At 70.4% G+C, this 21,930-nt stretch carries 25 protein-coding genes and 1 riboswitch; of the genes, 17 read left to right on the forward strand and 8 right to left on the reverse strand.

Features of this window, described 5'->3' with window-relative positions; all coding sequences use genetic code 11:
* Nucleotides 1–55: 55 nt before the first annotated feature.
* From J5X75_RS36915 to J5X75_RS36930, 4 genes are all read left to right on the forward strand, one after another.
* The gene (locus J5X75_RS36915) at nt 56–1,000 is read left to right on the forward strand and encodes a TIGR01777 family oxidoreductase (RefSeq protein WP_208472244.1); all 945 of its coding nucleotides are present in this window, start codon (nt 56–58) and stop codon (nt 998–1,000) included.
* Nucleotides 1,001–1,124: 124 nt separating this feature from the next.
* Nucleotides 1,125–2,225: a Gfo/Idh/MocA family protein gene (locus J5X75_RS36920; protein ID WP_208472245.1), complete on the forward strand. Its 1,101-nt coding sequence runs from the start codon at nt 1,125–1,127 to the stop codon at nt 2,223–2,225.
* Nucleotides 2,222–3,145 (forward strand): DUF6807 domain-containing protein, encoded by a 924-nt coding sequence (locus J5X75_RS36925; RefSeq protein ID WP_208472246.1) that lies wholly within the window; start codon nt 2,222–2,224, stop codon nt 3,143–3,145. Before J5X75_RS36920 ends, J5X75_RS36925 begins: the two co-directional genes overlap by 4 nt.
* Nucleotides 3,145–3,852 carry a cupin domain-containing protein gene (locus J5X75_RS36930; RefSeq protein ID WP_208472247.1) on the forward strand — a complete coding sequence of 236 codons (708 nt, stop codon included), beginning with the start codon at nt 3,145–3,147 and terminating at the stop codon, nt 3,850–3,852. Before J5X75_RS36925 ends, J5X75_RS36930 begins: the two co-directional genes overlap by 1 nt.
* A 101-nt stretch (nt 3,853–3,953) precedes the next feature.
* On the opposite strand, the gene J5X75_RS36935 is transcribed toward J5X75_RS36930, so the two are convergent.
* A complete protein-coding gene (locus J5X75_RS36935; RefSeq protein ID WP_208472248.1) occupies nt 3,954–4,370 on the reverse strand; it encodes a MarR family winged helix-turn-helix transcriptional regulator in 417 nt (138 codons plus the stop codon).
* An 81-nt stretch (nt 4,371–4,451) separates the two neighbouring features.
* On the opposite strand from J5X75_RS36935, the gene J5X75_RS36940 reads away from it, so the two are divergent.
* From J5X75_RS36940 to J5X75_RS36950, 3 genes are all read left to right on the forward strand, one after another.
* Nucleotides 4,452–5,522: an alkene reductase gene (locus tag J5X75_RS36940; protein ID WP_208472249.1), complete on the forward strand. Its 1,071-nt coding sequence runs from the start codon at nt 4,452–4,454 to the stop codon at nt 5,520–5,522.
* 74 nt (nt 5,523–5,596) lie between these two features.
* The gene (locus J5X75_RS36945; RefSeq protein ID WP_238490605.1) at nt 5,597–5,929 is read left to right on the forward strand and encodes a TM2 domain-containing protein; all 333 of its coding nucleotides are present in this window, start codon (nt 5,597–5,599) and stop codon (nt 5,927–5,929) included.
* 38 nt (nt 5,930–5,967) lie between these two features.
* Nucleotides 5,968–6,915 (forward strand): SDR family NAD(P)-dependent oxidoreductase, encoded by a 948-nt coding sequence (locus tag J5X75_RS36950; RefSeq protein ID WP_238490606.1) that lies wholly within the window; start codon nt 5,968–5,970, stop codon nt 6,913–6,915.
* Here the strand turns inward: J5X75_RS36950 and J5X75_RS36955 are convergent.
* The gene (locus tag J5X75_RS36955) at nt 6,902–7,351 is read right to left on the reverse strand and encodes a GNAT family N-acetyltransferase (RefSeq protein WP_208472251.1); all 450 of its coding nucleotides are present in this window, start codon (nt 7,349–7,351) and stop codon (nt 6,902–6,904) included. The two genes, J5X75_RS36950 and J5X75_RS36955, sit on opposite strands and share 14 nt — an antisense overlap.
* Here J5X75_RS36955 and J5X75_RS36960 point away from each other — a divergent pair.
* From J5X75_RS36960 to J5X75_RS36995, 8 genes are all read left to right on the forward strand, one after another.
* Entirely contained in the window at nt 7,307–7,507 is a 201-nt protein-coding gene (locus J5X75_RS36960; RefSeq protein WP_208472252.1) for a hypothetical protein, read from the forward strand. The genes J5X75_RS36955 and J5X75_RS36960 overlap by 45 nt on opposite strands.
* Before the next feature lie 2 nt (nt 7,508–7,509).
* Nucleotides 7,510–8,646: a hypothetical protein gene (locus J5X75_RS36965; RefSeq protein ID WP_208472253.1), complete on the forward strand. Its 1,137-nt coding sequence runs from the start codon at nt 7,510–7,512 to the stop codon at nt 8,644–8,646.
* Between the two features lie 41 nt (nt 8,647–8,687).
* Nucleotides 8,688–9,629, forward strand: a complete 942-nt coding sequence (locus J5X75_RS36970) for an inositol-3-phosphate synthase (protein WP_208472254.1) — start codon at nt 8,688–8,690, stop codon at nt 9,627–9,629.
* 124 nt (nt 9,630–9,753) lie between these two features.
* Nucleotides 9,754–10,191: a nitroreductase family deazaflavin-dependent oxidoreductase gene (locus J5X75_RS36975; protein WP_208472255.1), complete on the forward strand. Its 438-nt coding sequence runs from the start codon at nt 9,754–9,756 to the stop codon at nt 10,189–10,191.
* Between the two features lie 223 nt (nt 10,192–10,414).
* Complete coding sequence (locus J5X75_RS36980) at nt 10,415–11,458, forward strand: hypothetical protein (RefSeq protein ID WP_208472256.1); 1,044 nt, start codon at nt 10,415–10,417, stop codon at nt 11,456–11,458.
* A gap of 142 nt (nt 11,459–11,600) precedes the next feature.
* Nucleotides 11,601–12,257, forward strand: a complete 657-nt coding sequence (locus J5X75_RS36985; protein ID WP_208472257.1) for a PAS domain S-box protein — start codon at nt 11,601–11,603, stop codon at nt 12,255–12,257.
* 291 nt (nt 12,258–12,548) lie between these two features.
* Nucleotides 12,549–14,258 (forward strand): ATP-binding protein, encoded by a 1,710-nt coding sequence (locus tag J5X75_RS36990; RefSeq protein ID WP_238490608.1) that lies wholly within the window; start codon nt 12,549–12,551, stop codon nt 14,256–14,258.
* An 8-nt stretch (nt 14,259–14,266) separates the two neighbouring features.
* Nucleotides 14,267–14,686: a response regulator gene (locus J5X75_RS36995; protein ID WP_208472258.1), complete on the forward strand. Its 420-nt coding sequence runs from the start codon at nt 14,267–14,269 to the stop codon at nt 14,684–14,686.
* 1 nt (nt 14,687) lies between these two features.
* Here J5X75_RS36995 and J5X75_RS37000 read toward each other — a convergent pair whose 3' ends face one another.
* The 5 genes from J5X75_RS37000 to J5X75_RS37020 all read right to left on the reverse strand — a co-directional run bounded on the left by J5X75_RS37000 (nt 14,688) and on the right by J5X75_RS37020 (nt 19,955).
* On the reverse strand, nt 14,688–16,352 hold the full coding sequence (locus J5X75_RS37000; protein WP_208472259.1) for a fused response regulator/phosphatase: 1,665 nt from the start codon (nt 16,350–16,352) through the stop codon (nt 14,688–14,690).
* A gap of 107 nt (nt 16,353–16,459) precedes the next feature.
* A complete protein-coding gene (locus tag J5X75_RS37005) occupies nt 16,460–17,782 on the reverse strand; it encodes an L-serine ammonia-lyase (RefSeq protein ID WP_208472260.1) in 1,323 nt (440 codons plus the stop codon).
* Entirely contained in the window at nt 17,779–18,141 is a 363-nt protein-coding gene (gene gcvH, locus J5X75_RS37010; protein ID WP_208472261.1) for a glycine cleavage system protein GcvH, read from the reverse strand. Before gcvH ends, J5X75_RS37005 begins: the two co-directional genes overlap by 4 nt.
* A gap of 10 nt (nt 18,142–18,151) precedes the next feature.
* The gene (gcvT, locus tag J5X75_RS37015; RefSeq protein WP_208472262.1) at nt 18,152–19,201 is read right to left on the reverse strand and encodes a glycine cleavage system aminomethyltransferase GcvT; all 1,050 of its coding nucleotides are present in this window, start codon (nt 19,199–19,201) and stop codon (nt 18,152–18,154) included.
* A gap of 127 nt (nt 19,202–19,328) precedes the next feature.
* A riboswitch (glycine riboswitch) is annotated at nt 19,329–19,424 on the reverse strand.
* A 66-nt stretch (nt 19,425–19,490) separates the two neighbouring features.
* A complete protein-coding gene (locus tag J5X75_RS37020; RefSeq protein ID WP_208472263.1) occupies nt 19,491–19,955 on the reverse strand; it encodes a hypothetical protein in 465 nt (154 codons plus the stop codon).
* Between the two features lie 17 nt (nt 19,956–19,972).
* On the opposite strand from J5X75_RS37020, the gene J5X75_RS37025 reads away from it, so the two are divergent.
* A complete protein-coding gene (locus J5X75_RS37025; protein WP_208472264.1) occupies nt 19,973–20,614 on the forward strand; it encodes a hypothetical protein in 642 nt (213 codons plus the stop codon).
* On the opposite strand, the gene J5X75_RS37030 is transcribed toward J5X75_RS37025, so the two are convergent.
* Entirely contained in the window at nt 20,583–20,975 is a 393-nt protein-coding gene (locus J5X75_RS37030; RefSeq protein WP_208472265.1) for a VOC family protein, read from the reverse strand. The genes J5X75_RS37025 and J5X75_RS37030 overlap by 32 nt on opposite strands.
* A 63-nt stretch (nt 20,976–21,038) precedes the next feature.
* On the opposite strand from J5X75_RS37030, the gene J5X75_RS37035 reads away from it, so the two are divergent.
* The gene (locus J5X75_RS37035) at nt 21,039–21,923 is read left to right on the forward strand and encodes a class I SAM-dependent methyltransferase (protein WP_238490610.1); all 885 of its coding nucleotides are present in this window, start codon (nt 21,039–21,041) and stop codon (nt 21,921–21,923) included.
* The last annotated feature ends 7 nt before the right edge of the window (nt 21,924–21,930 follow it).

Genomic DNA, 21,930 nt, shown 5'->3' on the forward strand with positions numbered 1-21,930 from the left:
TCTTCGTTTTGAGCAACTGCTCAATACTGCGGGTCGGCATGGGCGAGGGGATCACATGAAGGTCGTCATTCCCGGCGGGAGCGGGCAGGTCGGCACGGTTCTGAACCGGGCGCTGACGGCGGAAGGTCACGACGTCGTCGTGCTGACGCGTTCCCCACAGGGCACGCGCCAGGTCTACTGGGACGGCTCGACGCTCGGCGACTGGGCCGGCGAGATCGACGGCAGCGATGTCGTCATCAACCTGGCGGGACGCAGCGTGAGCTGCCGGTACACCGCGGAGAACCTCGAAGCCATGATGAGGTCACGGGTGGAGTCGGCACGTGTCGTCGGTGACGCCATCGCCCGGGCGGCCCGGCCACCCGGGGTGTGGCTGCAGATGAGCACCGCCACCATCTATGCGCACCGGTTCGACGCGGCCAACGACGAGCGCGGCGGTCTGATCGGCGGCGACGAGGAGGGGGTGCCCGACTACTGGGCCTACAGCATCGCGATCGCCCAGAACTGGGAGGCCGCCCAGGAGCGGGCGGCCACTCCCCGTACGCGTAAGGTCGCGCTGCGCTCGGCCATGGTGATGAGCCCGGACCGCGGTGGCGTCTTCGATGTGCTCAGCCGGCTCGCGCGCCTCGGCCTGGGCGGACCGGTGGCCGGCGGCGGACAGTACGTCTCGTGGATCCACGACCACGACTTCGTCCGGGCCATCCGGTTCCTGATCGACCGTGACGACCTCGCGGGGGCGGTGAATCTGGCCGCGCCCGGTCCCTTGCCGCAGCGGGAGTTCATGCGGGAGCTGCGGTCGGCCTGGCGGATGCCGGTCGGGCTGCCGGCCACCACCTGGATGGCCGAGATCGGCGCGTTCGTCCTCCAGTCGGACACCGAACTGCTGCTCAAGAGCCGGCGGGTGGTGCCCGGCCGGCTCGCCGAGGCGGGATTCACCTTCGGCTATCCGGATTGGCGAACCGCCGTCGCGGACCTGACGCCGCGCCACCGAGGCCGCGGATAGGCCGAAAATGCTTGACCGTCGATGTGATCGGCCGCAGACTCTGGAATACGTTTTCCATCCGCGGTGGGACAGTGTGCCGCCGCGGCTTGAAACGTTTTACCCGATCTCCCCGCGAAGGAGGGTCATGTCGCCATCCCGCTATCGCGCGGCCATCGTCGGAACCGGCGCCATCGCCGCCGCCCATGCGCAAGCCCTGAACGAGCACCGGGCCCGGGCGCGCCTCACCGCCGTCGTCGACCTCGACGAGGTACGGGCACGCACGTTCGCCGACGCCTGGGACGCGCCGACGGTCGCGCCCGACCTGACCGGCCTGCTCGAGACCGGTGACGTCGATCTGGTGCACCTGTGCACGCCGCCGTCCACGCACGCCCCGCTCGCCCTCCAGTGCCTGCGAGCCGGCGTGAACGTGATCCTGGAGAAGCCGCCTACCCTGTCGCTGGCCGAACTGGACACTCTCGCCGAGGCGTCCCGGGCGACCGGCGCGCACGTGGCGACGGTCTTCCAGCACCGGTTCGGCGCCGGCGCGGTCCGGCTGCGGGCGATGGCCGCGGCGGGCGACCTCGGCCGCCCGCTTCTGGCCACCTGCGAGACCCTCTGGTTCCGCGACGCCGCCTACTTCGAGGTGCCGTGGCGGGGCCGGTGGGAGACCGAGGGCGGCGGCCCGACCATGGGCCACGGCATCCACCAGTTCGACCTGCTGCTGTCGGTGCTCGGACCGTGGGAGCAGGTCACCGCGGTCGCCGCCCGCCGGGACCGCGACGTCGACACCGAGGACGTGTCGATGGCACTCGTCACGTTCGCCGACGGCACGGTCGCTTCGGTGGTCAACTCGGTGATCTCGCCGCGGCAGGTTTCCGCGCTGCGGTTCGATTTCAGCCACGCCACGGTCGAGTTGTCGCACCTCTACGGCTACACCGACGCCGACTGGATGGTCACCCCCGCGCCCGGGCACGCCGCCGTCGCCGCCCACTGGGCCGCGTCACCGTCGACCGTCGAGAGTGGCCACGGCGGTCAGCTGGCCGCCGTTCTGGACGCGCTCGACGACGGCGCCCCACCACCGGTCACCCTCGAGGAGACCCGCCAGACCATGGAATTCGTCGCCGCGATCTACGCCTCCGCGTTCACCGGCGCCCCGGTGCGTGCCGGCCAGATCGGACCGGACAGCCCGTTCTTCGCCCGCATGGACGGCGCCGGCGCTCCCTGGCGGGCGGTACGCAGCCGATGACCATCTCCGTCGATCACCGGCTGGGCGTGTCGGTCACGGTTTCCGTTTCCGGCAAACCCCTCTTCTCGTACGTGTACGCGCCCGACACCCCACAGCGGGAGTCGCCGAAGCCCTACCTGCACCCGATCCGTACCCTGGCCGGGGATCTGGTGTCGCTGTACCGCCCGCACGACCACGTCTGGCACAAGGGCATCGCCTGGTCGCTGCCGCACGTCGGCGAGCACAACTTCTGGGGCGGCCCCACCTACGTGCACGGCCGGTTCTACGTGCAGAAGGAGAACAACGGCACGGCCGCGCACCGGGCCCTGACCGAACTGTCCGCCACCGACCGCACCGCCACCCTGGTCCACGACCTGGACTGGACCTCCCAGCAGGGCGAACCGGTGATCAGCGAGCAGCGGGCGCTGACCGCCACGGTCGTCGACGACACGAGCTGGGTGCTCGTCTTCGAGACCCGGATGACCAACGTGTCCGGCGGCGCCCTCGCGTTCGGGTCGCCGACCACCAAGGGCCGGGAGAACGCCGGGTACGGCGGCCTGTTCTGGCGGGGGCCACGCTCGTTCACCGGCGGGACCGTGCAGTCGCCGGACGGCGTCGGAGCCGACGACCTGCGCGGCAAACGGGCCGACTGGTTCGCGTTCCGCGGCAGGCACGACGGGTCCGGCCGGTCCTCGACCGTGCTGATGGTCGACGACACCACCAACCCGCGGCACCCGCCGCAGTGGTTCACCCGCAGCCAGGAGTTCGCCTGCCTCAACCCGGCGCCGTTCTTCAGCGAGGAGGTCGACCTGCCCGGCGGGCAGAGCCTCTCCTTCCGGTACGCGGTCGTCGTCTCCGCCGGCGATCACGGCGACGCGGGCACCCGTACCCTCGCCGAAATGGGCCGGGAAGCGCTCAGCGCGCCCCGGAAGACGGCCTGATGGGCGCGGTCTTCCCGGGTGGCGCCTCGGTGACGCGCCTGTCGGTCTATCCGGGCGTGTGCGCCGCGGACGGGCTGGCCGGCGGCACCCCGCACCTGCATCTCGCGTCGACCGAGGCGTATGTGGTGATCGGCGGGTCGGGGGAGCTGCACACCCTGAACGCCGCCGGTCACCGGAGGACGCCGCTGTCGGCCGGGTCGGTGCTGTGGTTCACGCCCGGCGTGATCCACCGGGCGGTCAACCACGGTGATCTCCAGATCGTGGTGGTGATGGCGAACGCGGGGCTGCCGGAAGCCGGCGACGCGGTCATGACGTTCCCGCCCGAGGTGGTCGCCGACGCTGATCGTTATCGGGCGTCGGTGGCGCTGCCGGTCGACGAGCGACGGGATCTCGCCGTGCGGGGCTTTCTGCGGCTGGCCGCCGATCCCGCGGCGCTGGAGGAGTTCTACGACCTCGCGGTGGCTCTCGTGCGCCCGAGAGCCGGCGGCTGGCGGGAGATCTGGGCGTCGACCGTGGAGGCGCAGACCCGCCGGACCGGCGCGGTGATCGACGCCCTCGCCCGCGGCGACGGCCGTCACCTGCGGGAGTCCGAGCTGGTCACCGCGCCGCAGAGCGAGACGGAGCGGCTCGGCATGTGCGGGCGGCTACGAACCTATGACGTACGCAACGGGGTGACGCTCGACCCGGACGGTCTCAGCCGGCCGTGACCGGCGCGAACCGGACCCCGTGCCGGGCCTGGTGGAACGGCCGGTGGTAGGCGTCGAGGGCGGCCGGCCGGGAATCGTTGTCCGGGCGGACCACTCGCGCGTCATCGCTGCTCGTGCAGTGCGGCGTCGATCAGCTTCTCGAAGGCGCACCGGTCGGCGGGGGACAGGTGCGCGAACATCTCCGGCAGCCGGGCGGCGACGTCGGCGTAGAGCGCGTCACCGATCTCCTTGCCCGGCGGCGTGCTGACCAGGGTGCAGAGGCGCCGGTCGTTGTTCTGGCTGGTGCGCTGGACCAGGCCGCGGCGCTCGGTGCGGTCGATCAGGCCGCTGAGCCCGGGTTTGGCCAGACCGAGCAACTGGGCCAGCTCGGTCATGCCGCGGGGCTGGTCCTTGACGAGACAGAGCAGCTGGGCCTGCGCGGTGGTCAGGTCGTGCTCGGCGCAGATCTGTGCGAACCGCCGCTGGATCAGGGTGGACAGGCAGACCAGGTGGTTGCCGAAACCCGGGCTAGCTGTCATGCGCGTCATCCTACCTTGCGGAAATTCGCGCCGCGAACTAGTTTCGTTCGCGCCACGAACTTTCTCTCGGAGGGCAGTCCCATGACCGACGCATTCGACGCCTACGACCTCGCCGGCACCAAGCTGGCCAACCGCATCGTGATGGCGCCGATGACCCGCAGCCGCGCCCACGGTCCCGGCAACAGCCCGACCGACCTGACCGCCACCTACTACGCCCAGCGCGCCACGGCCGGGCTCATCGTCAGCGAAGGCATCCAGCCGTCGGTGGTCGGCCAGGGCTACACCGACACGCCCGGCCTGCACAGCCAGGAGCAGGTCGCCGCCTGGCGCAAGGTCACCGACGCGGTCCACGCCGAGGGCGGCGTGATCTTCGCGCAGCTCATGCACAGCGGCCGGATCGGCCATCCCAGCCTGCTTCCGGACGATCTGATCCCGGTGGCGCCGTCCGCCGTCCGGGCCGCCGGGCAACTGCACACCTACGACGGCATGCAGGACTTCGTCACCCCGCACGAGCTGACCGAGGCGGAGATCGCCGGCACCATCGCCGACTTCGCGGCCGCCGCCCGCAACGCCATCGCGGCCGGCTTCGACGGGGTGGAGATCCACGGCGCCAACGGCTACCTGGTGCACCAGTTCCTGTCCGACAACGTGAACCACCGCACCGACGGCTGGGGCGGCACGACCGACGGCCGGATCCGGTTCGCCGTCGAGGTGGCCACCGCGATCGCCGCCGCCATCGGCGCCGACAAGGTCGGCATCCGGCTGTCGCCGAACAACCCGTACAACGACATCACCGAGACCAACGCCGGCGAGATCTACCCGGCCCTCGTCGCACGGCTCGCCCCGCTCGGGCTCGCCTACCTGCACCTGGTCGAGAGCGGCGACCGCGAACTCACCCGGCGGCTGCGCGCCCAGTGGCCGGGCACCTTCATCCTGAACCCGGCCACCCTCCCGCGGTACACCGGGCCGGAGGACCTCGCCCTCATCGAGGACGGCACCACCGACCTGCTCTCCTTCGGCGGGCTCTTCCTCGCCAACCCGGACCTGCCGGCGCGGCTGGCGGCCGGCGGCCCCTACAACACCCCCGACTACAGCAAGGCCTTCGGCGGCGACCACACCGGTTACACCGACTACCCGGCGCTGTCCGCCTGACCTATCCTCCGCTCGCGGGGCGCTCCCTTCGCCGGGACGCCCCGCGGTGGTTCCTCACGCGAAACGAGGTGGCGTTGACGGAGAGCAGGGCCCTTCCCGAATGGGAGCGGATCAGCGTCCTACGGGCCGAATCCGAGTACGACTCGGTGAAGAAGGAAGCGCGCGTGGCGTACCTCATCTGGGTCTTCTCGGGGATCTTCGGCGGTCACCGCTTCTACCTGGGCGACACCGGGCGGTCGATCGCGATGCTGTTCACCCTCGGCGGCCTCGGCGTGTGGACGCTGATCGACCTGTTCCTCATCCGCGGCCGGGTCCGCGCGGTGAACCGGTCCCGCCGCGCCGCCGTCATGGCCCGGCACGGCATCGTCGACGTCTCGTTCGGGAGTGAACCCGGCCCGGCTGGGTAGACCGTTGATCGCGTCTACCGAGCGTCATGGGAGGTGTGATGGCCGGGCGTCGACTACGTGACTCCGTGGTGCTGGTCACCGGAGCGTCGAGTGGGGTCGGCCGTGCCACCGCGCTCGCGCTCGCCGCCGAAGGAGCCAGACTGGTCCTCGTCTCGCGCAGCGGCGAGGCGCTGGCCGAGGTGGAACAACGGTGCCGGGCGCGCGGGGCCGACGTGCTGGTGGCGCCGACCGACATCGCCGATCCGGACGCCGTCGAACGGCTGGTCACCGCGGCGGTGCGACGGTACGGGCGCATCGACACCTGGATCGAGGCGGCAGCCGTCGGCATCGCCGGGCCGCTGGGCTCGGAATCGGTGGACGAGATCCGGCGCCTCATCGACACCAACGTCCTCGGCGCCACGCTGTGCGCCCGCGCCGCCGTCACCACCTTCCAGGCCCAGGGCCACGGCACGCTGGTGATGGTCGGGTCGTTGCTGTCGCTGTTCCCGAACCCGATGGTGCCGCTCTACTCGATGAGCAAGTTCGCGATCCGGGGCCTGGCGCTCAACCTGCGGCAGGCGGTCGCCGGAAACCGCCGCATCCACGTGAGTCTCGTGCTGCCCGGGCCGATCGACACACCGTTCTTCCAGCGGGCCGCCAACCACACGGGCCGCCGGCTGCGGGCCATTCCACCGGCGTACGCGCCGGAGCGTGTCGCCGCCACGATCATCGCCTGCGCCCGCCGCCCGCGCAGGCAGGCCACCACCGGAGTCGTCTCCCACCTGGCGCTGGTCGCCTCCCGGGTGGCGCCGCGTGCCACCGAGGCGGCGGTGGCCCAGTGGAGCAGGAGACTGGTGACCGGTCCCACGGCGGCGCCGGCCAGCCGGGGATCGCTGTTCGACGCGCCGCCGGCCGGGGCGGTGCACGGCGGTTACCGTCGCGGCCGGCTCCGCCGCCGGCTCGGCGAATGGCTGGCGGGCAGCGCCCACCAGGTCACGGACGGCTGAGCGGTTTGATGAAGACGAGGCACAGCTCGGGTACGCGCTCGATCCGGCCGTCGTCGAGCAGGTCCTCACGGAAGGTCTTCAGGGGCTGCGCCCGCCACAGGGTGAACAGCAGGCTGCGGTAGAGGGCGATGGCCGGCTCGTTGTCCGGGCTGACGCCGAGCGCGACCTGCCGGTGGCCGAGGGTGTAGAGATGCTGTTCCGCCTCGGTGAGCAGCCGCCGGGCGACGCCGCCGCGCTTGTGGCCCTCCAGGACCTCGAGGTGCTGCAGGAGGGGGACACCCGGCAGGCCGGCGCGCAGTTCCGGTTCCTCGGCCGGTCCCAGCCGGAGAAAGACGTCTTCCGCGCGCCCAATCCGATGAACCGGGAACGGACGATCACCGTATGCAATGGAATGTACGGTAGCGGGGTCTACGGCGCGGTTCGCACCCTCACCCACGACGTCTTCCGGGAGAAGAACGCCGACTACCTGGCGCAACGCTTCACCGGGGACACGTTCAGCCTGCTCTTCCGGGTCCAGGTGCTCAACGGCGTCGCCGCCACACCGGACTGGACGGCGCCCGGCACCGTCCTGCACACCTGGCCGGAGGACTGACCGTGACCAGCCTGGCCGTTCTCCCCGACATCGGGGAGATGCACCACGCGTCGCACGCCGCCCTACTCGACGACGAGGACGTCCCGGCCGACCCACCCGACCATGGGCTGGACGCCATCATCGTGCCCACCGCCTCCAAGACCGGCGCGTTGCGGCACGCCGTCCAGGTGGGGCAGGAGATCGACTGCCCGGTGGTCGCCCTGTGCAGCCGGGACGCCTCCGCCGTCCAGGCGTGGTGGATCGCCCAGCATGAGGGCGCCGCGCTCATGGCGGTGGACGTCGACCGTACGCTCGCCGGGAAGCTGCCGTCCTTCGCCACCGACCACCAGTTGCGCGCCGGTGGGTTCGCCGGCGCCAGCGACCTGAGCCTCAAACGCAACCTCGGGCTGGTGCTCGCCCGCGGATCGAGCTGGCGGCGAGTGCTCTTCCTCGACGACGACATCCATATCGACGAACCGAAACGCCTGCACCACATCGCCGGGCTGGCCGACCGGTATCGCGCCGTGGGGCTGGCCAACCACGGGTTCGCGGACAACTCGGTGGTCTGTCACGCGTACCGGGCGGTCGGCGGCGCGCAGGACACCTTCATCGGCGGCGGCGCGATGATCGTCGACACCGCCCGTACCAAGTCGTTCTTCCCGAACATCTACAACGAGGACTGGCTGTTCCTGCTCGGCGACGGAGTCCCGTTCACCGCGGCCCGGGCGGGGACGATGTGGCAGCGCACCTATGACCCCTTCGCCAACCCGGCCCGCGCCGTCGCCGAGGAACTCGGCGACACGCTCGCCGAAGGACTGTTCTGGCTGCTCGACAGCGGGCAGGGTATCGACGAGGCGGGCCGGACCGGATTCTGGGGCGATGTTCTCTACCGGCGCCGCAAGTTCATCGACAGCCTCATCGGAAAAATGACCGGGCCCGACCACGATCGAATGCGCCCTTCACTGCTGGCCGCCCGCGGGCGCAGCGCCGACATCACCAGCGGCTTGTGCCACGACTTCGTTGATCTCTGGAGCGCCGACCTCCAGAGATGGCGCAAGTATTTGAACAGGGTGTCCGCCTGCGACGGCCCGGAAAAGTTCCTGCACGATATCGGTATGTCTCACCACGCGCTCTTCTCCCAGGCGTTCACGGCGCGGTAGACGACCCGGCGACGCCTTTGTGGACGGGTACCGTCGCGTCCATGATCGAGAACGTTACCTTGGCGGTCGTCGGCGTCGGCAACAACACCTCGGCCCTGATTCAGGGCGTCAACCTTCATCGGCGTACGGGGACGCTGGTCGGAGTCCGGCACCCGGAGGTCGACGGGCTCGGCGTCGGGGACATCGACATTGTGGCCGCCTTCGCCCTGTCGGACGGCAAGGTCGGGCGGGACCTGCACGAGGCGATCTTCGTGCCGCCCAACAATTTCGGGCCGCTGGAGGCGGAACTGCCGCCGGCCGGCGTGACGGTGCGCCGCGGGCTGGTCGGCGCCGAGGGGATCGACGAGGTGGCGGCCGCGCTCGACGGGGTCGAGGTGGTGCTCTACTCGGCGCCCAGCGGGCGGCCCGGGACGGCGCTTGCCTACGCCGAGGCCGCGCTGCGGGCGGGTGCCGCGTTCATCAACACCACCGCCGATCCGGTCGCGCGGGATGCGCAGCTGCTCGGGCGGTTCGAGGCGGCCGGGCTCCCGTTGATCGGGGACGACCTGGCCAGCCAGTTCGGGTCGTCGGTGGTGCACCGGGCGCTGCTGCGGCTGCTGGACGAGCGGGGGCTCACCCTGATCAGCTCCTACCAGGTCAACCTCGGCGGTACGGAGGACTTCCGCAACCTGGTCGAGAACCCGAGCACGAAGAAGCAGTCGAAACTCAACGCCCTCGGATCGGATCGGGTGCAGATGGCGCCGCTGGGCTACCTGCCACACCTGGGATCACAGAAGGTCGCTCACATCAACATTGAGGCGCAAGGGTGGGGCGAGACTTCCGTCAATCTTGACGTACATCTGAAGGTGCATGACCCGAGTGGAGCCGCCGGCGTCAACATTGATCTGGTTCGTCTTGCCGCGTCCGCGAAGCGGGCCGGCCGTGGCGGTTACCCGCCGGAGGTGGCGTCGCTGCTGAAATCGCCCCCGGGGACCGCCGTCTGAGTGGACACCCGGCGGGGATCGAGGCGCTCGCTCATTATGAGAGCACTGCTCTTGACGAAGAGCGGGTGTCTGCTGTTCACTGTTCTCAAGCGAGAGCAGTGCTCTCACATATCCGGGAGGAACCATGCGATACCTGGCACCCAAGAGCGCGAGCAACGTGTTCAACGACTTCGCCAAGTGGCTCACCGCCCGGGGGATCAGCCTGCTCGGCAGCCGCGTCCTGGCCGTCCGGGGCCGCACGAGCGGCGAAGTCCGCACGACGGTGGTCAATCTCTTCACCCACGAGGGCGAGCGCTATCTGCTCGCGCCGCGCGGACACACCCAATGGGTACGCAACCTGCGAGCCGCCGGAGAAGGGGAACTCCGCCTCGGCCGCCGTACCGAACCGTTCACCGCGGTCGAGGTCGAGGACGCCGCCAAGCCGCCGCTGATCCGCCTCTACCTGCGCAAATGGGCGTGGGAGACGGGCGCCTTCTTCGACGGCCTGAAAGCCGACTCACCCGAGGCCGACATCGTGGCCGCCGCCCCCGGCTTCCCGGTCTTCCGCGTCATCACCCGCTGACCACCCGGCACCGCCATCTCTCGCAGCCACGCCGGGGCGCCCCGCCTTCCGATGCGCCCGCGGCACGACGCGCAGAAGCATGGGCGAGACCGGGGCGGCGGATGGCGCGATCATGGGCGGTTCGCCACCCGATCCGGTGGGAAAGCGTCCAAGATCGCCAGACGCTGAGCCGCCCCGCCGGCGGGGCGGCGGGTTTCGGGAGGTTCGGGTAAGTTGCCGGGTCGTGGCCGTTGTGCGGGTGTTCGAACAGGATGACTACCTGCCGGAGTACAGCCTTCTCGTGCTGCGTGACACCAGCGTCGAGTGGAGCGACGAGGATCCGGACCTGCCGCGGCACCGGGATCGCGGGGACGAGCCGGCCGGCACGTTCGCCGGGGCCGGAGGTGGCTGGCTCGCCGGGCAGGCGCCCGGTGACGGTGTCCACCGCGTCGTCCTCGAACTGCACGACACCGCCCCGCCCCAGGACCACGCCGACTGGGCGGACGCCATGGAGACGCCCTACCGGTCCAGCTCCGGCGGGCTGTCGCTGACCACCCTGACCGGCGGTGTCGGGCCGGTCGACTTCGAGATCGGGCACGAGGAGTGGTTCCGCGTCCGGGTACGCCGCCGGGCCGCCCCCGGCGCCGGCGAGCGCCGCTACGACTGGCTGATCAGCTTCTGGCCGGACCGGAACGTCGAACCGCCGGTCTGGCTGGCCCGCGGCACGTCGGCGATCGGGCCCCGCAACGACGGCTGGCACGCGATGCTGCCGTACGACGTGATGTCCGTGGCCTATGTCGTGATCAACGCGGCCGAGGCGCACGGCGGGCCGGTCACCGCCGACCAGGTGCAGGCCGGGTACGTGGTGCCGCACCTGTTCGCACCGGGCTGGATGGACGACCCGCTGCCCGCCGGCGCGAAGATCGACGCCTACGCCGCCCAGCTCGGCGTGCCGCCGGTGCGCCGCAAGCGGGACGTGCTGACTTTCATGGCGGCCGCCGGCATCCTGGTCCGCGAGGACGGTGACCGCTATCGGGCCGGACGATTCGAGCCGATCGACACGGTCCTGTCGCTGCCGCCCGCCAAGGTCGACTTCGTGCACCGGATGGACGCCACCGGCCGCTGGCAGCGCGCCGGCGAGGACCTCGCCTCGGTGTGGCGCTGGAGCCGCGCACAACCCCTGGAGACGACCGGCGCCGAACTCTCCGCCCGGCTGCTGATCGGCGAACCCGACCTGGCCGATGTCGTCACCCATCTCGGATCGAGTATTCACCTGATCCTGCGGTGATCTCATCGCCGATCGTTGATTGTGCCGACGAAGCCGGCGGGCTAGCGTATTCGCCGAGAATTGTCGGTCACCTCAGCGGAAGGTTTTGGTGCATGGTCATTCCACCGGCCCTGCCACGAGAACGCATCTGGCGGATTCCTTTATGACCACTCCCGGCGAGGACACGGGCCGGGAAAGACCGGCCGATGAAGAGGACGTCCGGCTCGCGGACATCGTGCGGTCGTCGCACGACGCGATCGTCGGCGGGACGCTCGACGGCGTGGTGACCGCCTGGAACCGGGCGGCCGAACGGCTCTACGGCTACCACGCCGAGGAGATCATCGGCAGGCGTGCCGAGAGGCTCTATCCGCGCTGGTGCTGGGCCCGCGAGGCGGCGGTTCTCCGCCAGATCGCCGGCGGCGAACAGCTGGACCAGTACGTGACCGAGCGGATCCACCGCGACGGGAGCACCCTCACCGTCCGGCTGAGTGTCTCGCCCATCGCCGACGGCACCGGCAAGATCGTCGGCGTCGCCGCCATCTCCCGCGACGTTCGCGGCGCCACGGTGAATGTCCGGGAGACCCGCCGGCCGCCGGCCGGGCCGGAAACGGCGGACCGTACCCGGGTGGTCCTGCCCGCCGGCACCAGCCACGAGCTGCGTACCCCCTTGCAAGCCGTCATCGGCTTCACCGGCACGCTGCTGCTGCGCCTGCCCGGACCACTCAACGACGAACAGGAACGCCAGCTCGAACTCGTCCAGCAGAGCGCCCGGCAGCTGCTGGAGATGATCAACGAACTGTCCCGCCCGGCGGCGAACTGACAGCGCCGGAAACGGGCGTACCCCGATCGAGCGATAGCCGGCCGCGCTCGCCTGTGGATATGGTTTGGCCTTGGCCGATCGATGCGGTCGGATGGTGTGTGAATCGTGGAGCCCTGGCAACTGGCCGCTTCGGCCAACGCGATCATTCTCGTGGCCTATCTGGCGATCTCGCTCGCTATCGGGCGCGGATTATGGCGCGCACGGCAATGGCGCAGAAATCCGCTCGGCCTGGCGACCGCGGCGATTTTCTTCAGCTGTGCGGTGCACCACGGCTCCCATACGGTGCACCTCATGCTTCCCTATTTCGGCTGGGGAATGCATTCGGGGATCGCCATGCGCCACGCGTTCGGATCGAGTTTCAACGTCGGCTGGGACCTCGCGACCGCCGCGGTCGCGGTGTGGTACTGGACGTTACGTGGCCGGTTCCCGGCGCTGGTGCGCGGCGCCGCGGTGTTCGAGGATCTCCGGCTGCGGCAGGCCGCTGAGGCGACGCTGCGTGCCAGCGAGGAGCGTTACCGCGGCATCGTGGAGACCACCAGCGAAGGGGTGCTGCTCCTCGACGGCGACGGACGGATCGGCTACGCCAACAGCCGGTTCGCCGAGATGCTGGGCCGGCCGGCCGCCGGGCTGCCGGGAACGGCTGTGGTGGACCTGGTGGCCGAGGCGGACCGCCAGGTCGCCGAGCGGGAGCTGGCCGCGGCGGTGGAAGGCGGAACCCGCCGGCTCGAGGTCGGGCTGCTCCGCGACGGCGGCCGGGTGATGTGGGCGCAGATCGCGTTGACGGCGCGGGCCGGCGACCACGGTGTCCTCGCCATGGTCGCCGACGTGACCGAGCAGAAGAACGTCGAGGCACAGCTACGCCAGGCGCAGAAGCTGGACGCGGTGGGCCAGCTCGCCGGCGGGGTGGCGCACGACTTCAACAACCTGCTCACCGTCATCGACGGCTACGCGGCCCTGCTGATGGCCCGGGCCGACGAGGCGTCCTCCCGCGACCTCACCATGATCCGGGAAGCGGCGACGCGGGCCGGGGCGCTGACCCGGCAGCTGCTGGCCTTCTCCCAGACCCAGGCCACCGAGGTCCGGGTGGTGAACGTCGTGGGCCTGGTCACCGGCCTCGAGGAGATGCTGCACCGGCTCATCCGCGAGGACATCGAGCTGGTGGTGACGACCGCGGTGCCGTCGCTGCCGGTACGAGCCGATCCCGGTCAGCTGGAGCAGGTGATCGTCAACCTGGCCGTCAACGCCCGTGACGCGATGCCCGGCGGCGGCATTCTGACCATCGCCACCGACCACGTCGACGTCGGCCCGGAACTGGCCGCTCAGCTCGGCGGCAAGCCCGGGGAATACGCTCTGATCACCGTCGCCGACACCGGTGACGGCATGTCCGCCGAGGTGGCCGCCCGGATCTTCGAACCGTTCTTCACCACCAAGGAGCAGGGCAAGGGCACCGGCCTGGGAATGTCCACGGTGTACGGCATAGTGTCCCAGGCCGACGGGCACATCCGGGTGGACTCGGAACCGGGACGAGGCACCGTCGTCGAGGTGCACCTGCCGATCACCACGGCGCCGGCCGTCGAGATCCCCGCTCAGCCCATGCCGCAGCAGCTGGCGACCGGGACCGAGACGATCCTGTTCATCGAGGACGACGCCGCCGTACGAATGCTGACCGAACGGATTCTGCGAACCGCCGGATATCACGTCCTGTCCGGCGCCGACGGCCGTCAGGCCCTCAAGATCGTCCGCGGGAACCCGGACATCAGTCTGCTGGTCACCGACGTCATCATGCCGGGCATGAACGGCCGGCAACTGGCCGACCGGATCACCGCCATGCGCCCGGGCCTGCCGGTGATCTTCACGTCCGCGCACACCCGCGGCGTGCTCACCCTCAACCCGGACGACCCGACCGTCGCTTTCCTCGAGAAGCCGTACACGGCCACCGGCATCACCCAGAAGGTCCGCGCCGTGCTCGACGCCCGTGCCGCTTCGACCCCGACGAATTGAGGTTTCCGGTGTCAGCCGACCAGCCCTGGAACGCCGAGAACGCCACGGTGGCGGGCACCGTGCTCTACATCGACGACAGCGTCATCAACACCATCCTCGTCGAACGCATCCTCAGCAGCCGCCCGGCCGTGGTGTTCGACTCCGCGCCGGACGGCCGTACCGGACTGGACAGCGTCGCCCGGCTTCACCCGGACCTGGTGCTACTCGACCTCACTCTGCCCGACATCAGCGGGGAACAGGTGCTCACCCGGCTGCGGGCCGAACCGGCCACCCGTGCCATCCCGGTGATCGTGGTCAGCGGCGAAACCGACGACGCCGTCCACCAACGGGTCCTGGCCCAAGGCGCGCTGTGCTGCCTGACCAAGCCGTACGACGTCGAGGACCTGCTCCGGCTCGTGGACCACTCGCTCGGAGCGGGCCGGCGCTGACCTATCGTCCGGCGGCCTGCCCGGGCACCCAGAGAACGGCGAGGCAGACGTCGTCGTCGGGGGAGCCTCCGCCGAGCATCTCCCGGACGATCCGTTCGGCGAACTCCTGGGCGTCCGGCAGCTGCCACGAGCGGTCAGCCTGGAGCTCATCGAAGGCCCGCGCGACGACCTGCGGCAGCCGTCGCGCGTCGGACACCTGCGGACCGCTGTGACGGTCGGTCAAACCATCGGTGTACGCGCACAGCACCGTACCCGCGGGCATGGCCAGGTGCTGCCCGGAGAACTCCGCGTCCGGGAAGACGCCCAGCGCCGGGTCCTCCCGCCGCAGCGCGACCACCGCCGGATCACCGGCTTCGCCGGGCATGAGCAGCAGGGGTACGGGATGACCGGCGTTCGCCAGACACAGACAGCCGGTCTCCGGATCGTAGATCGCGACGACAGCGGTGGCGAACGTGTCGCCCGGAAGACTGGCGATCAGCAGCCGGTTGAGCCGGGTCAGCAGGCGGCCCGGATCGGGATCCTCGTGGGCGTACGCCCGGAGCGCCGCGAGAATCGAGGCGATCGCCGCCGCGGCCGGCTGGTCGTGGCCGGCCACCTCACCGACCGACAGCAGGATCCGGCCACCGTGCACCTGCTGGACGTCGTACCAGCCGGTACCGATGTCCAGCCGTTCCGGGGCGGCCAGATAGATCGCGCCCAGCTCCACACCGGTCGCCGCGGGCAGTTCCCTCGGTAGCACGGCCCGGTGGAACGAGTCGGCGGCGCGGCGCTCCGCGTGCCACTGCGCCTGCGTCTGCTGGGCGGCGCGCTGGGCATGGCGGATCTGGGTGACGTCCTGGGCGACCCCCCGCATGGTCCGCGGCGGCTGGCCGGGCCGCCGGCCCGGCGCGGTCGCCCGGCACGACACGATCAGTTCATGGACGACGCCGTCCATGGCCGCGACGCGAATCTCGGTCCGGTCGGATTCTCCCGTCCGCCAAACCTTCCCGGCGATGGTCAGCAACCTGGCGAGATCGTCCGGATGCACACGCTGCCGCAACTGTTCGAGGGGCACCCTGGCGGACGGAAGCCCGAGCAGGTCGCACAAGCCGCTGGACAGCACGATCACGCCGGAATCCGGGTCGACATCCCACAGGCCGGATCTGGTGAGCTGGTGGGTCTCGGCCAACCGGTCGGCGCAGTCCGTGGCCAGATCCCGCCAGTGATCCGACAGATCGTCGGCCGGTTGCCGGCCCAGCGGCACGCCCCCGGCCGCTTCGACCGGTCCGGCGAGCCCGGCCGCCTGCTCCGCGGCGTTTCCGGATCCCAGGAGGGCGTCGATCGTCGCCAGCACCATGCCCGGTTGCGCCGGTTTGAAGATGACATCCCGGACGCCGCAGGCACGGGCCATCGGCTCGATCTCGTCGTGGCCGTAGTGCGCGGTGCTGAACACGATCGGAATGTGGCGGGTCGCCGGCTGGACACGCAGGAGGCGAGCCAGTTCGTAGCCGTCGAGATGCGGCATCATGACATCGGTGATCACCGCATCCGGTGGGCGCCGCCGGGCCAGTGACAACGCGGTGCCGCCGTCGGCGGCCTCACACGTCTGATGCCCCCGATAGCCCAGCAACGTGCGCAGGAAATCCCGGCAGGCCGGGTCGTCATCGACAACCATCACCGTCGACATCGATCTCCCATCACGCGCGAAGTCCATCTGCGGCCAATTTCAACGGACATCGAACAGAATGAGGCATCCCTGTCCCGGAAAACGCACCCGCCGTCCGTCTCCGGACCTCAGCACTCGATGACGTTGACCGCCAGTCCGCCCCGGGCCGTCTCCTTGTACTTGATCTTCATGTCGGCGCCGGTCTCCTTCATGGTCTTGATGACCTTGTCGAGGGAGACGTGGTGGCGGCCGTCGCCGCGCAGCGCCATCTTCGCGGCGGTGACCGCCTTGACCGCGGCCATGCCGTTGCGCTCGATGCACGGGATCTGCACGAGCCCGCCGACCGGGTCGCAGGTCAGGCCCAGGTTGTGTTCCATGCCGATCTCGGCGGCGTTCTCCACCTGTTCCGGGGTGCCGCCGAGCACCTCGGCCAGCCCGGCCGCCGCCATCGCGCACGCCGAGCCCACCTCGCCCTGGCAGCCCACCTCGGCGCCGGAGATGCTGGCGTTGCGCTTGAACAGCAGCCCGATCGCGCCCGCCGTCAACAGGAACCGCACCACGTCGTCGCCCTGCGCGCCCGAGTAGTGCAGCACCGCCGGAATGATCCCGGCCGCACCGTTCGTCGGCGCGGTCACCACCCGACCGCCGGCCGCGTTCTCCTCGTTCACCGCCATCGCATAGACGGTCAGCCACTCCATCGCCAGCTCGTCCCGATGACCCGACGCCCGCAGCTGCCGGGCGATCCCGGCCGCCCGGCGGCGCACCTTCAAACTGCCCGGCAGCACACCCTCGGCGTCCAGGCCGGCCGCCACACAGTCGCGCATCACCTGCCAGATGCGCAGCAGCCCGGCGCGGACCTCGGCCTCTGGCCGCGCGGCGGCCTCGTTCGCCAGCATCAGCCGGGCGATCGACAGACCGGTGGTCCGGGTGAGCGACAACAGTTCCGCACCCGACGAGAAGGCGTACGGGACACGCGCGCGCGTATCCCGTACGCCGGAGTGCTCCTGGGGGACCACGAAGCCGCCGCCGACCGAGAAATAGGTCTTGGCCAACAGCTGCGTGCCGTCGGCGCCGAAGGCGGCGAAAACCATCCCGTTGGGGTGCTCCGGCAGCGTCCGCCGCCGGTGCAGCACCAGATCCACCTCGACCGCCGGACCGTGCGGCAGCGTCAGCCGGCCCTCCGCGTGGATGCGGGCGGCCCGCTCGTCGGCGGTCGTCACGTCGACCGTCTCCGGATCGGCGCCGGTGAGCCCCAGCAGCACCGCCTTCGGCGTGCCGTGCCCGTGACCGGTGGCACCCAGCGAACCGAACAGCTCGGCCCGCACCCGCGTCACCCCGTCCACACCGGCCAGACGGGCGGCGAACATGCTCGCCGCCCGCATCGGGCCGACCGTGTGCGAACTGGACGGCCCGATCCCGACGGAGAACAGGTCGAAGACCGAGACCGTCATGACACCAGGGCGGTGTAGCCGGCCGCGTCCAGCAGATCCGGGTCGCCGGTCACGCGGAGCCTGAAGAGCCAGCCCGCGCCGTACGGATCGGTGTTGATCAGGCCCGGCTCGTCGCTCAGGGTGACGTTGACTTCGATGATCTCACCGTCGGCGGGGGCGTAGACCTCGCTCACCGACTTCGTCGACTCGATCTCGCCGCACGGGTCACCGGCCTTGACCAGCGTGCCCGGCTCCGGAAGCTCGACGAACACGACGTCACCCAGCGCGTCGGCGGCGAACGCCGTCACACCGACCGTCGCCGGCGAGCCCTCGGTCAGCCACTCGTGGTCACGGCTGTAGCGCAGGTTCTCGGGAATCATGGTCGGCTCCTCAGCGGGTACGGCGGTAGAAGGGCAGGGCGACGACCTCGGCGTCGACCCGGGTGCCGCGGATGTCGACCGCGAGTTTGGTTCCCGGTTCGGCCAGAGTGGCCGGAACCTGGGCCATCGCCACCGGATGGCCGAGCGTGGGGGAGAGGGCGCCACTGGTCACCACACCGACGTCAGTGCCCTCGTGCAGCACCCGGTAACCGGCCCGGGGCGCCCGGCGGCCCTCGGTCACCAGCCCGGCGAGCAGCGTCTCCGGGCCGGCGGCGGCCACCGACCGCAGCGCCGCGGCACCCACGAAGTCCGGCTTGTCCAGTGCCACCACCCGGCCCAGCCCGGCGTGGAACGGGGTCGAGCGCACCGACAGCTCATGGCCGTACAGGGGCATTCCGGCCTCCAAGCGCAACGTGTCCCGGCAGGCCAGCCCGCACGGACGGGCACCCCGCGCGGCCGCCCACTCCCAGATCGCCGGAGCGTCCCCGGCCGAGCAGTAGATCTCGAAGCCGTCCTCGCCGGTGTAGCCGGTACGGGCCAGCAGCACCTCCCGGCCGTCCAGCCGGTCCGGGCGAATGCCGTAGTAGGGCAGGTCGGCACCGGTACCGAGCACGTCCAGCGCCATCGGGCCCTGCACCGCGATCAGGGCGCCGGGCTGTTCGTCGATGCGTACGGCGTACCCGTTGGCATGCTCACCCAGCATGGCCCGCACCACCGCGGCGTTGGCCGCGTTCGCCACCACCAGGAACTCCCGCTCGGCCAGCCGGTAGACCACCAGGTCGTCGAGGACCCCGCCGGTGGTGTGGCACAGCATCGTGTACTTGGCGCGACCCACCTTCACCGCCGACATCCGGCCGACCAGCGCCCAGTCGAGGAACGCGGGATCACCGGACACCCGGATCCGGCCCATGTGGCTCAGATCGAACAGGCCCGCGCTCTCCCGGACGGTGTGGTGCTCGGCCAGATCACTGCCGTAGCGCAGCGGCATCGACCAGCCGGCGAAATCTGTGAAGGCCGCGCCCAGGTGGGAATGGACGTCGAACAGCGCGGTGCGTCGCACGAAGGAGGCTCCTGTGGTAGCGGGTGGGCCTCCCTCGCTCTGTCATGGGGCCTGAGAGGTTCACCGCCGGAGCGGTTTGCACCGTGGGCGCGGACCGCTGGCGGCGGACCGGCTTTCCAGAGTCGCCTGACCGGTCGCGGTACCTGAGCCTGAGAGATTCTGAGGGAGAAGTTGCTCCTTCGGCGCCCCGCCACCAGGGTGGGGACTCTCCCGCGGCGGTTGCAGCGGCGAAGTGTTCGGTTGTCTCGCGAACCTATCCGGCCCCCGGCGCGACGGTCAACCCGGGGCGTCAGAGATCGGTGATGTGACCGTGGTCCGCGAACGCCTCCACCGCCACCACCAGCCGGTTGAGGAAATCCACCAGGTCGTCGCCCACCCGTTTGACGCCGACGTCGTTCGAGAAGTAGACCCCGTCGATGTACGCGAGACCCTGCAACCGGAGGATGCGGCCGTCGGCGAGGATGCGGACGTATTGGTCGCCGCCGCCGTTGCTGCCGAAGACGACGATCTCCTCGTCGTCGAGGCGGTCCGGCCGGTCGACGGGCGTCGGCGGGTAGAGGAAGTAGCCGTTGCCGATGTCCGGCAGGGAGAGCGGACCGACCTCACGGAAGAAGGTGATCAGATCGCCCGGGATCCACGGCATGGCCCGGTCGAGGTCCGGCGCCGGTGGGCCGACCTGCTGCTCCTCGACCTCGTACGGGAAGGTCGCTCGGCTCGTCGCATTCTTCAGGCGGATCGCCCAGTTGTCGTTCATCAGCGGTAACGTAGCGCGTGAGTTTTGATCTTTACGTGTGGCACGAGCCGAAGCCGATCACCCCGGCCGTCGCCGACGCCAAACTGGAGCGGTGGGCGGACGACGAGCCCGGCGTCTTCACCGCCCACCCCGCCGTCCTGCGCTTCTACGACGAACTGCTCGACCGGTTCCCCGCGCTGGAGAGTGACGAGGACGGCGTGTGGAGCGCAACTCCCGACCGTGACGACATGATCGTGGCCGCCTCCTGCGTGTGGTCGCGGGCGGACGAGGTCGGCACCGCGATCCTGGAACTGGCCGCGCGTCACGGCCTGGTGTGTTACGAGCCCGGCTACGCGATCGTCAACCCTAACGCGCCGGGCTACGCGCCGCAGTTCACCCTCACCTCGGACGCCTATCCGGTGATGCCGGACCCGGACGAGAACCGCCTGAAGTGGATCATGCGATATGTCGGCACGAAGAACCGCTGGGTGACCCTCTCCCGCGCCGACGGACCGTTCGTGCAGGTGGCCTCCGAGAAAGGCGCCTACCTGCTGGAATACCGCGAGGGCGAGCACTTCCACTGCCGGACCACCGACTATCACGAGGCGCAGGATCTCCTCGTCGAGTTCCGGGCCGGCGCCGACACGTTCAAACGGCGTCACGTCTGGGCGCGCTACTGACGCAGAACCGATTGCCCTCGGTGTCGGCCAGCACCACGAACGGAGGCTCCCGCTCATCAGGCTCCGGATAGTAGGGCCAGTCGACCCGTTGCGCCCCGAGCGCGAGAAGACGCTCCACCTCGGCTTCCAGGGCACTCTCGGTTTGGAGGTCGAAGTGGATCCGCGGCTGCTCCTGAATCGGCGTCTCACTGAGATCCATGGCGATCGGCGCGCCCACCACTCCCGGCGGCGGCTCGATCACGATCCAGTCGTCACCTTCCCAGCGGGGCGGACGCCGTACGTACCCGAGAGCCCGCATCCAGAAGGCGCCGGCTCGTTCATCATCTTCCACCCCGAGAGAGATCTGCGCGATGACCGCCATGGACTTGATCCTATGAGGCAACGATTGTTGCTATCAGCCAGGCGGGCAACGTATGTTGCTTCCATGCTGGATGAACTGAGGCGCCTCACCGCATCGATCGCCGACGCGGAGGCGCGCCGCACCCAGATCATCAACCGGCTGCGGCGCGAACACGCCGCCAGCTGGGACGAGATCGGCAAAGCCTGCGGCATGACCCGGCAGGGCGCCACCCGCCGCTGGTCCCGGACGCTGCACGCCGCCTCCTTCGGCAGCGCCGCCGACGCCTACCACCGCGGCCGCCCGCCCTACCCACGGTCCGCCGTCGAATGGTCCGTTCCCCGCCCCGCCCGCCGCGTCCTCGACCTCGGCGCGGGCACCGGAAAACTCACCCAGTCGCTGATCGAAGCCGGTCTCGACGTGGTCGCCGTCGAACCGTCCGCCGAGATGCGCGACCAGCTCGCCGCCGTCGCCCCCAAAGCCGCGATCTTCGAAGGCACCGCCGAACGGATCCCGCTTCCCGACGCCGACGTGGACGCCATCGTCGCCGCTCAGGCCTGGCACTGGGTCGACCCGGCCCGCGCCATCCCCGAGGCGGCCCGGGTCCTGCGCCCCGGCGGCACGCTAAGCCTCATCTGGAACATCCGCGACCACACCGAGGAGTGGGTCGCGCACCTCGACACCATCCTCCACCAGCACAGCCGCCAGGAGATCGACACCAACCCCGTCATCGGTACGCCGTTCGCCGGCCTCGAACGCACCGAGATCCGCTGGCGGCACACCCTGAGCCGGCAGGCGCTGCTGGACATGATCGCCTCCCGCAGCTACGTGATCGTCCTGTCCGAACCCGAGCGCCGCGACCTGCTGGCCGGTGTGGAGGACCTCCTCGACACCCACCCGGCCACCCGCGGCCGTGACGAGATCACCATGCCGTACGTGACCCACGGCACCCGAGCACACCTCCAGCACTGAGATGCCG

It is taken from the genome of Actinoplanes flavus (assembly GCF_017592555.1).
Classification (GTDB): Bacteria; Actinomycetota; Actinomycetes; order Mycobacteriales; family Micromonosporaceae; genus Actinoplanes; species Actinoplanes flavus.